9 protein-coding genes and 2 riboswitches are annotated in these 10,429 nt (G+C 63.7%); of the genes, 5 read left to right on the forward strand and 4 right to left on the reverse strand.

All coding sequences use genetic code 11. The features are described from left to right. Window positions 1-75: 75 nt before the first annotated feature. The gene (gene nfuA, locus HBO41_RS21815; protein ID WP_017136914.1) at window positions 76-660 is read left to right on the forward strand and encodes a Fe-S biogenesis protein NfuA; all 585 of its coding nucleotides are present in this window, start codon (window positions 76-78) and stop codon (window positions 658-660) included. 194 nt (window positions 661-854) lie between these two features. Here the strand turns inward: nfuA and cobM are convergent, their stop codons facing one another. The 4 genes from cobM to HBO41_RS21835 all read right to left on the reverse strand — a co-directional run bounded on the left by cobM (window position 855) and on the right by HBO41_RS21835 (window position 2,961). Beyond that, the gene (gene cobM, locus HBO41_RS21820) at window positions 855-1,601 is read right to left on the reverse strand and encodes a precorrin-4 C(11)-methyltransferase (protein ID WP_099549117.1); all 747 of its coding nucleotides are present in this window, start codon (window positions 1,599-1,601) and stop codon (window positions 855-857) included. Between the two features lie 69 nt (window positions 1,602-1,670). Continuing rightward, window positions 1,671-2,063, reverse strand: a complete 393-nt coding sequence (locus HBO41_RS21825; protein ID WP_169987820.1) for a cobalamin biosynthesis protein — start codon at window positions 2,061-2,063, stop codon at window positions 1,671-1,673. Further along, window positions 2,060-2,761: a CbtA family protein gene (locus tag HBO41_RS21830; protein ID WP_138449542.1), complete on the reverse strand. Its 702-nt coding sequence runs from the start codon at window positions 2,759-2,761 to the stop codon at window positions 2,060-2,062. Before HBO41_RS21830 ends, HBO41_RS21825 begins: the two co-directional genes overlap by 4 nt. Before the next feature lie 11 nt (window positions 2,762-2,772). After that, window positions 2,773-2,961 (reverse strand): CbtB-domain containing protein, encoded by a 189-nt coding sequence (locus tag HBO41_RS21835; RefSeq protein WP_169987686.1) that lies wholly within the window; start codon window positions 2,959-2,961, stop codon window positions 2,773-2,775. A gap of 96 nt (window positions 2,962-3,057) precedes the next feature. After that, window positions 3,058-3,276: riboswitch (cobalamin riboswitch) on the reverse strand. Between the two features lie 42 nt (window positions 3,277-3,318). After that, a riboswitch (cobalamin riboswitch) is annotated at window positions 3,319-3,519 on the forward strand. A gap of 91 nt (window positions 3,520-3,610) precedes the next feature. Here HBO41_RS21835 and cobW point away from each other — a divergent pair. The 4 genes from cobW (at window position 3,611) to HBO41_RS21855 (ending at window position 10,221) form a co-directional block, all read left to right on the forward strand. After that, complete coding sequence (gene cobW / locus HBO41_RS21840; protein WP_017136909.1) at window positions 3,611-4,672, forward strand: cobalamin biosynthesis protein CobW; 1,062 nt, start codon at window positions 3,611-3,613, stop codon at window positions 4,670-4,672. A 3-nt stretch (window positions 4,673-4,675) separates the two neighbouring features. Next, entirely contained in the window at window positions 4,676-8,437 is a 3,762-nt protein-coding gene (cobN, locus tag HBO41_RS21845; RefSeq protein WP_169987688.1) for a cobaltochelatase subunit CobN, read from the forward strand. A 129-nt stretch (window positions 8,438-8,566) separates the two neighbouring features. Then, the gene (locus tag HBO41_RS21850; protein ID WP_017136907.1) at window positions 8,567-9,565 is read left to right on the forward strand and encodes an ATP-binding protein; all 999 of its coding nucleotides are present in this window, start codon (window positions 8,567-8,569) and stop codon (window positions 9,563-9,565) included. Between the two features lie 53 nt (window positions 9,566-9,618). Further along, entirely contained in the window at window positions 9,619-10,221 is a 603-nt protein-coding gene (locus tag HBO41_RS21855) for a VWA domain-containing protein (protein ID WP_169987822.1), read from the forward strand. Window positions 10,222-10,429: the final 208 nt, after the last annotated feature.

Consider the following 10,429-nt stretch of genomic DNA (forward strand, 5'->3'; position numbering starts at 1 on the left):
CCGACAAAATTACTCGGACTTTGTACCTGCGTAATATTTTGGCGTAAACTGCCGGCAAGCCTGTGAGGAGTTTCCATGACTGCCATAACCATTACCGACGCCGCCCACGATTACCTGGCTGACCTGCTGTCCAAGCAGAACACCCCAGGCATCGGCATCCGCGTCTTTATCACCCAGCCCGGCACCCAGTACGCCGAGACTTGCATCGCCTACTGCAAGCCCGGGGAAGAGAAACCTGAAGACACCGCCCTGGGGCTCAAAAGCTTCACTGCGTACATCGACAACTTCAGCGAAGCCTTCCTCGATGACGCCGTGGTCGACTACGCCACCGATCGCATGGGCGGCCAGTTGACCATCAAGGCGCCCAACGCCAAGGTACCGAACGTCAACGCCGACAGCCCGGTCAACGAGCGCATCAACTACTACCTGCAAACCGAGATCAACCCTGGGCTGGCCAGCCACGGCGGTCAGGTCAGCTTGATCGATGTGGTCGAAGACGGTATTGCCGTGCTCAAGTTCGGCGGCGGCTGCCAAGGCTGCGGCCAGGCGGACGTGACCTTGCGTGAAGGCATCGAGCGCACCTTGCTCGAACGTATCCCGGAGCTCAAGGGTGTGCGTGACGTGACCGACCACACGCAGAAAGAAAACGCCTACTACTGAGTAAGGTGTTCACTGCGAATAAAAAAACGGCGCCCCGTGAGCGCCGTTTTTTATGCTTAAAATTCAGTGCGTTACGCAGTCTATTTAACAAAGTAGATCAACTGTGGGAGCTGGCTTGCCTGCGATGACGGCCTATCAGCCAACAAATCCGGTGGCTGATACACCGCTATCGCAGGCAAGCCAGCTCCCACACTTCAGGGGCGATATAGGTGCGCATGGCCCGCCCGATACAGCGACGATTCGCTGAAACCATCACTGGCCAGCACCCGACCCACCACAATCAACGCCGTACGCCGAAACCCTTTGGCCGCTACTTTCTCGGCAATATCCGCCAACGTGCCCAGCACCCAATCCTGATCCGGCCACGTCGCGCGGTGTACCACGGCAATCGGGCAGTCCGCGCCGTAGTGCGGTAGCAGTTCGGCGACGATTTTCTCCAGGTGGTTGACCCCCAGGTGAATTGCCATCGTTGTGCCATGCTGCGCCAAGCTGTCGAATGCCTCACCCGCCGGCATGCTGGTTTTATCGGCATAACGGGTCAGGATCACACTCTGGGCGATGTCCGGCAGGGTCAGCTCTGTTTCCAGCAACGCGGCGCAAGCCGACACTGCAGTCACCCCAGGGATGATCTGGAACGGTATGCCCAACTCACGCAAATAACGGATTTGCTCGCCAATCGCGCCATACAGGCTCGGGTCGCCGGAGTGAACGCGGGCCACATCCTGGCCGTTGGCGTGGGCTGCCTTGATCAGCTCAATGATCTGTTCCAGGTGCAATTCGGCGCTGTTGACTACCTGTTCAGCCTGATGACCTTGCAATACCGCTGCCGGCACCAGGGAGCCGGCATAGATGATCACCGGGCAGCTGCGGATCAGCCGCTGGCCCTTGACGGTGATCAATTCCGGGTCGCCGGGGCCTGCGCCGATAAAGTAGACAGTCATGGGAGTTCCTGTTGAAAAACGGGCGAGCATGAAAGTTGCTCATGATCGAGGAGGGCAATTATCGGGATTTTAGTCGGCGCACGCCAATGCAAAGGTGGCCTGGGCGGTTTTTTTGCGCGTGATCAACAGGCGGGCAGGGCGCTGGGAGAGCTGTTCAGCCAGGGCCAGGGCGGCGCTTTCGGCGATGCCATAGCAACCTGTATGCGCAAAAGCGACGGCTGACTTGTGGCTCAAGCGCTGTTCATAACCGGCCAATTGTGCAGCACTGAAACACTGCAAGGGCAGCTCCAGCAGTCGGGCCAGGGCCAACAGGCCGGGTTCAGCCTGTTTGCGATCAATGCTCGCCAACGCGGTGATGCGTTGGCGTTCAATGCCGCCGTCGGCGAGGGCTGCGTCAAACAGGCCGAGCAGGGTGTGAACATCACAGCCGCGCTGGCAGCCCAGGCCGACCACCAGTGTCATGCCGAGTATTGACTGTCGCGGTTGCGGCGAAACAGCCATGCGCTGATCCAGCCCAAGGCCAGCCAGAAGGCCACGTTAGTCAGGTGCGAGGCGATTTTGAACTGTGCTTCCAGGGCTTCGGGTGCCAGCATCGAATGCACTTGCGGTTGCGGCGCGCCGATCACGTGGGGCACGGCCAGGATCGCCACGCCCAACACCTTGAGCAGCCAGCTACGACCAAACACCAGCAGTGCGATACCGGCGGCGGTGGAGGCCGCGGTGCCGATCCACCAGATCTGCCGTTGCGCCAGGTCGGCGGCAGCCGTGCCCGGCAACTCCGGCGGCAGCCCCAGGGTGGGCGCCAGTACAAACGTCGCGTAACCGGCCAAGCCCCAGAGCAACCCTTGAGCCGTGCGGGTCGGCGCGCGCAAGGTGTAGAGACCGGCCAGCATCAGCGCGAAACCGACCGCTACCACCAGGTTGCCGCCAGTGGTCGACAACACACGCTGCCAGCCATTTTCCGGCTCCCAGGCTTCGGCGTCGTGGGTGTGGGCTGCGGCGCCAGCGGCGTGTTCGTGCGCCACTTCGACGGCCGGGGCATTTTCAAAGGTTTCCGCCTGCAGAATCAGCGGGGCGACCCAAAAGCTTTGCAGCAGGGTCAGCAACAGGGCGGCCAGCAGGCCAGTGAAACCTGCGGTTTGGGCAATACGCTTGATCATGTCGGCAGGCCTCAGTGGCACGGGAACGCGGCGCTGTGGCGGGTATCGTGGGCGGCGTTGTGCACCGCTGCGATATGCGAGAAACCGGCGAAGTACACCAGGCACGCGCCGAGGATCGACGCGCCGATGGCGGCGCCCAGGCGCTGGCTCAAGGTAGTGGTGCTGCTGGCGGTGTGCGAAGTGCTGCTGATGATCGACATGGCGCGTCCCTTCAGGGGTTCAGGGTGACGCAGGCGCATGAAAACCCCGCGAGGCAGGCACGCAGGGTTCCGAACAGCGCCCGCCCACCGCGGGTTTGTTATCTGGTTTTTTCGGGCCGGTCTCCGGGCTTGCGAGGGGCGCTCTTGGGAAAAGAGGTGGGCCGTATCAAGCATCTCCTTCCCATGCACAGGCACAGTGGATTTGATGCTTCGCTCGCTTACCGTTGCGGGGGCAGCACCGGACTCGTCATCACGCGATGACTCACCGGTTTCCCGTTTCACCCTGTGAAGGGCACCCGAAACAAGATGTGTAGGAGAGCATGGGCGGGCGACGGTAGTCAAATGGCGCGAGCCCCTGTAGCCTTGCACCTTCGAGGTTCTTCGGCCCACGCCGAAGCTAAGAAGGGAACGCGGTCCAAGCCGCGGCTGCCCCCGCAACTGTGAAGGGTTCAGCTGCCTGCCACGCCACTGCCATAACGGCGGGAAGGCGCAGCCAGCGCGGGTCGCAAGACCCGCAAACCCCAAGCCAGGAGACCTGCCTCGCAACCGATTTTCTACTTAACCGGGCGGGGTGATCCGGTGACGAAATCCGCTGCTGCGCGCCGTCGCAGGGTCTATCGTCCCGTCTGCCCGCCCCCAAGGGCATCCGATGAAAACACTGGCCAAACTCCCCGTCACCATCGTTACCGGCTTCCTCGGTTCGGGTAAAACCACCTTGCTGCGCCATATGCTCGACAACGCCCAAGGCCGTCGCATCGCCGTGATCGTCAACGAGTTCGGCGAACTGGGCATCGACGGTGAAATCCTCAAGCAGTGCTCCATCGGTTGCACCGAAGAAGAAGCCAACGGCCGCGTTTACGAATTGGCCAACGGCTGCCTGTGCTGCACCGTGCAGGAAGAGTTCTTCCCGGTGATGCGCGAGCTGGTGGCACGTCGCGGCGACCTCGACCATATCCTTATCGAAACCTCGGGCCTGGCCCTGCCAAAACCGCTGGTGCAAGCCTTCCAGTGGCCGGAGATTCGCAGCGCCTGCACGGTTGACGCGGTAATCACCGTGGTCGACAGCCCGGCCGTGGCTGCCGGCACCTTCGCCGCCTTCCCGGACCAGGTTGACGCCCAGCGCAAACTCGACCCGAACCTGGACCACGAATCGCCGCTGCACGAGCTGTTTGCCGACCAGTTGGCCAGCGCCGACCTGGTGATCCTCAACAAATCCGACCTGATCAGCGCCGAAGACCTGGCCCGCGTGCGCCTGGAAGTCGCCGAAGAACTGCCGCCGGCCGTAAAAATCATCGAAGCCAGCAGCGGTCGCCTGCCATTGGACGTGCTGATCGGCCTGGGCGCGGGTTCCGAAGAACACATCGACGGCCGCCACAGCCATCACGATCATCACCATGAAGGTGAAGACGATCACGACCACGATGCGTTCGACTCCATCTCCATCGACCTGCCGCAAGCCGACGAAGCGCTGCTGCTCGACGCCCTGACCCAGTTGGTGGTGCAACACGGCATCCTGCGCGTCAAAGGCTTCGCGGCGATCCCGAACAAGCCGATGCGCCTGCTGATCCAGGGTGTGGGCACGCGTTTTGACAAACATTTCGACCGTGCCTGGGGCGCCGACGAAGCGCGCATCACGCGCCTGGTGCTGATCGGCCAGGAGCTGGATGCGGCGGGCCTCGAAGCGCAGCTGCGCGCAGCGCTCAGCGTTTAACCCATGCACCTGCTCAGGACTCAGCCGGGTGGTTTTGTTTCGGACGACAATATTGCCGACCTTGGGCAAACCCCTGCCGAGCTGGTGATCCTGTGCAGCGGTGATTCCAGCCTTGCACTGTTGGCCGAGGCCGGCCAGCAGTTACCCGATGACTACCCCAGCTTTCGCCTGGCCAACCCCATGCAGGTGCAAAACCACGCCTCGGTCGACCTCTACGTCGACGAGGTGCTGCGCCACGCCAAGGTCATCCTGATTTCGCTGCACGGTGGCATCGGTTATTGGCGCTACGGCATCGAGCGCCTGGTGGAGTTGGCCGAGCGCGGCGTGCAGTTGATTCTGGTGCCGGGCGATGATCGCCCCGACCCGGAACTCAGCGGCTTAAGCACCGTTGGCATGGCTGAGCGCGACCGCCTCTGGCACTTCTTGCGCCAGGGCGGTTTGGGCAATGCGCTGGATTTCTACCGTTGCCTGGCCAGCAGCCACCTGGGCCGCGACTACGCCTGGGACGAGCCGCAAACCCTGGCGCGCACGGCGATTTATCACCCGCATAAACCCCACCCACGGCTGAACGACTGGCAGGCCGATTGGCACGCCGACTGGCCGGTGGCGGCGGTGTTGTTCTACCGCTCGCACTTGCAGGCGGCCAATACCGGTTTTATCGATGTGTTCTGCCAACGCTTGCAGGCGGCGGGTCTTAACCCGCTGCCGATGGCGGTGGCCAGTTTGAAAGAACCCGGCTGCCTGACAGTGGTCGAGGACTTGCTGGATGCAGTGCAGGCGGCGGTGATTTTGAACACCACCGGCTTTGCCCAATCCAGCCCGGAAGCCCCGCACCTGCGGCCGTTTCGCCGCAATATCCCGGTGATCCAGGCGATCTGCGCCCAGGACAATCAACCTGGCTGGGAGGCCAGTGAACAGGGCCTTGGCCCGCGTGACCTGGCCATGCACATTGCCTTGCCGGAGCTGGACGGGCGCATTATCAGCCGGCCCATCAGCTTTAAAGATTTAGCCTGGCGCAGCGAGCGCAGCCAATCCGACGTGGTGTGCTACCGCGCAGCGCCGGAACGCATGGATTTTGTCGCTGAACTGGCGCGGCGCTGGGTCGAACTGGCGCGAGTACCCAATGCCGACAAACGCATTGCGCTGATCCTGGCCAATTACCCGACCCGCGACGGCCGCATCGGCAATGGCGTGGGGCTGGATACGCCGGCAGCGGCGCTGAATATCCTGCGTGCGCTGCAAGCCGAAGGTTACCCGGTGCCGAGTGAGTTGCCCGCCAGCGGCACTGCCTTGATCCATGAATTGCTCGGCGGCGTCACCAACGACCTCGACAGCCTCGACCTGCGCCCGTGCCATCAAAGCCTGAGCCTGGACGCCTACGAGGCGATGTTCCAGCGCTTGCCCGAAGCCAATCGCCAGGCCGTGTTGGAGCGCTGGGGCGCGCCGCACAACGACCCGATGTGCCGCGACGGGCGCATGATGATCGCCGGCCTGCGCCTGGGCCTGACCTTCGTCGGCATTCAGCCGGCACGCGGTTATCAGGTGGACCACAGCGCGGTGTACCACGACCCCGACCTGGTGCCGCCCCACGGCTACCTGGCGTTCTACTTCTGGTTGCGCCACACCTACGGCGCCCATGGCGTGATCCATGTGGGCAAGCATGGCAACCTTGAATGGCTGCCGGGCAAGGGTGTCGGGCTGTCGCAACATTGCTGGCCGGATGCGCTGCTCGGGCCATTGCCGAATATCTACCCGTTTATCGTCAATGACCCAGGCGAAGGCGCCCAGGCCAAGCGCCGCACCCAGGCGGTGATCATCGACCACCTGATGCCGCCGCTGACCCGCGCCGAAACCTATGGCCCGCTGCGTAACCTGGAGCTGTTGGCAGACGAATATTACGAAGCGCAGTTGCTTGACCCACGCCGTGCCCTCGAGCTGCAAAAAGACATTCTCAAGCTGGTGCGCGAAACCCGAATCGACCAGGAACTTGAGCTGGACAACGACGCTGACGCGGCGGTCTGGCTGCCGCGCCTGGACACCTACCTGTGCGACTTGAAGGAGTCGCAGATCCGCGACGGCCTGCATATTTTTGGCGAGTCGCCCGAAGGCCGCCTGCGCATCGACACCTTGCTGGCCTTGCTGCGCATTCCCCGTGGCGATGGGCGTGGCCCGCAATCGAGCCTGCTGCGGGTGTTGGCCAAAGCCTTCGACCTGGGTTTCGACCCGCTGGACTGTGCCCTGTCCGAGCCCTGGACCGGGCGCCGCCCCGAAGTGCTGCAGAAGATCGACGCGCAGCTGTGGCGTACCGCCGGTGACACCCGCGAACGTCTGGAACTGTATGCCGCGCGACTGATCGAGCAGGCACTGGAAGGGCCGCTCGAACAGCTCGAAGAACCCGGTTGGGAGGACGTGAAGTCGGTCATCGAAGGCCTGCGCATTGTTGTCGCGCCGCGCCTGGACGCCTGCGGCCCCGCCGAAATGCGCGGCCTGCTGGATGCCCTGAGTGGCCGTTTCGTACCTGCCGGCCCCAGCGGTGCGCCAAGTCGCGGGCGCCTCGACGTGCTGCCTACCGGGCGTAATTTCTTCAGCGTGGATGTGCGCAACCTGCCCACTACCACGGCCTGGCGCATCGGCTTTCAATCCGCCAACCTGATCCTTGAGCGGCACTTGCAAGACCACGGCGACCATCTGCGCCAGCTCGGTCTCTCTGTATGGGGCACCGCCACCATGCGCACTGGCGGCGACGATATCGCCCAGGCCATGGCGCTGATGGGCGTGCGCCCGGTATGGGCCACCGGCAGCCAGCGTGTGGATGACTTTGAAATCCTGCCGATCAGCTTGTTGGATCGCCCACGGGTGGATGTGACGCTACGCGTGTCCGGGTTCTTCCGCGATGCGTTCGCCAACCTGATCCGCCTGTTCGATGCGGCGGTGCAGGCGGTGGCGGCGCTGGATGAGCCAGACGACATGAACCCGCTGGCGGCCAAGGTGCGCAGTGAGCGTGAAGCGTTGCTCGAGTCGGGCCTGGATGAAGCGGCCGCGGCAAAGCAGGCGGGCTGGCGCATCTTTGGCGCCAAACCCGGTGCCTATGGCGCGGGTGTGCAGGGCGCGATTGACGGTCGCCTGTGGCAAAGCCGCGAAGACCTGGCCGAGGTCTACCTGAATTGGGGCGGCTACGCCTATGGGGGCGCCGACGAAGGCACCGCCGCCCGCGACCAATTCGCCCAGCGCCTGAGCCAGGTACAGGCGGTGTTGCACAACCAGGACAACCGCGAACACGACCTGCTCGATTCCAACGATTACTACCAATTCCAGGGCGGCATGCTCGCCGCCGTGGAAACCCTGAGTGGCGACAAAGCCTCCAGCTACCATGGCGACCACAGCCAGCCGGACCTGCCTAAGATCCGCACCTTGAAGGAAGAGCTCAACCGGGTGATCCGCTCCCGTGCCGCCAACCCCAAGTGGATCGACGGGGTGAAACGCCACGGTTATAAAGGCGCATTCGAGATGGCGGCCACGGTGGACAATTTGTTCGCATTCGACGCCACCACTGCACTGATCGACGATCACCAATACGCCTTGCTTGCCGACGCTTACCTGCTCGACGCCGACACCCGCGCCTTTGTGCAGCAGCACAACCCGGCGGCATTGCGCGACATGACCGAACGCATGCTCGAAGCCCAGCAACGCGGCATGTGGCAGGAGCCGGGCGCGTACCGCGAGGCGTTGGAAAACCTGTTGCTGGACATAGAAGAAGACAGCTGACCGATCGTTCCCACGCTCCGCGTGGGAATGCAGCCAGTGACGCTCCGCGTCACAAAAGCGGACGCAGAGCGTCCAGTGAGGCGTTCCCACGCGGGAGCGTGGGAACGATCCAATTTAAAGAGAGCAGGCATGACTGATATCCCCCATTTCCCGCTGTCCGCCGTGGTCGGCGCCGATGAGCTGAAACTGGCGCTGTGCCTGACCGCCATCGACCCGAAAATCGGCGGTGTGCTGATCGAAGGCCCGCGTGGCATGGCCAAGTCGACACTGGCGCGTGGCCTGGCGGATCTGTTGGTCAGCGGCCAGTTCGTCACCTTGCCGCTGGGCGCCACCGAAGAGCGCCTGGTCGGCACTCTGGACCTGGACGCCGCGCTAGGCGAGGGCCGGGCGCAGTTTTCCCCCGGCGTATTGGCCAAGGCCGATGGTGGTGTGTTGTATGTCGATGAAGTCAACTTGCTGCCCGATCACCTGGTCGACCTGCTGTTGGACGTGGCCGCCAGCGGCACCAACCTGATTGAGCGCGATGGCATCTCACATCGCCATTCGGCGCGTTTTGTGCTGATCGGCACCATGAACCCGGAGGAGGGCGAGTTGCGCCCGCAACTGCTCGACCGTTTCGGCTTTAATGTGGCGCTGAGCGGGCAGACTTTGCCGAGCGAGCGCGGGCAGATCATCCGGCGCCGCCTGGATTTCGACAGCAACCCGGCTGCGTTCTGCCGCCAATGGGCCGAACCGCAGGCGGCGCTGCGTGAACGTTGCACCCAGGCGCGCACGCGGCTCGACAGTATTGAACTGGACGACCAGGCCCTGGCGCAGATCACCGAGCGGTGCTTTGCCGCTGGCGTCGATGGCTTGCGCGCCGACCTGGTCTGGTTGCGTGGCGCGCGCGCCCATGCTGCCTGGCGCGGCGCGAGTGCCATCGCCGAGGAAGATATAGAAGCGGTGGCCGAGTTCGCCTTGCGTCATCGCCGCCAACCGCAAACGCCGTCGACAAGCCCGCCCGATCCAGGCCAGGCTGCAAAACCGTCTGACCCATCACCCGGCCAGGGCCAGTGGGGCGATATGCCCGCGCCCGCATTGCCCACGGGCGCCCGCCGGGAAGTACCCACCTGGCCAAAAAAGCCCTAGGCATTCGCCCTCGACCTGACGCGGGGGCGGATGCCCGGCCCAAGGCAGGGCGGCTGGAACATGGCAGGCACGGCAAGGCACGCAGCGCCCAGCGTGGCGCGATCAATTGGCCGGGCACCTTGCTCGGTGGCCGGCCGCAGCGCCGTGAGGATCTGCTTTATCACCTGCGCAGCCGCGCGGCCCATGAGTTGTGGCTGGTGATTGTCGATGCCTCGGCGTCCACCCGCCGCCATGGCGCGCTGAGCGATGCCAAAGGCCTGCTCGCCCAGCTGTTTGACGACGCCTACCGGCAGCGCGCGCGCATGGCGTTATTGACCGCCAGCGGGCACTCGCCTAAATGGCAGGTGCAGGGGCTCAAGGCCGCCAAAGGCTTGAGTGGCTGGCTGGCGCAGCTGGGCGCCGGTGGCGGCACACCGTTGCTGGCGGCGCTGTCCGAAGCTGGCCAATGGCTGCACGCGCGCCGCCAGCGTTACCCGGCCGAGCAGCAGCGGCTGCTGGTGATTACCGATGGGCGGCTCAAGGCTATCGCTGGGTTGCCCGTGCTCGATTGTCCTGGGCTACTGGTGGATATCGAACGCGGCCCGATCAGGCTGGGCCGCGCAAAACAGCTGGCGCTTGAGCTGCATCTGGACTATCGGCCTATCGATAGTTTGTAGGCTTGATAAAACTGAACGCTGCCTGATTCCCGCTTGTCCCCGCTTCCCATGTCACCCCCTGCCTGCCAAATCCCTTAATTTTCCAAGCCTGCCGGACGCCACTCCAGGCCCTCGGCTGTGCCCGCGATTTTTCCCGGCGCCAGCACACCCGCTTCAAACGGCAGCTGAATACGGACGTTCTACTCAACCGTGACTTATCAGGCAGGTT

Source organism: Pseudomonas sp. WS 5146 (assembly GCF_012985495.1).
GTDB lineage: Bacteria > Pseudomonadota > Gammaproteobacteria > Pseudomonadales > Pseudomonadaceae > Aquipseudomonas > Aquipseudomonas edaphica.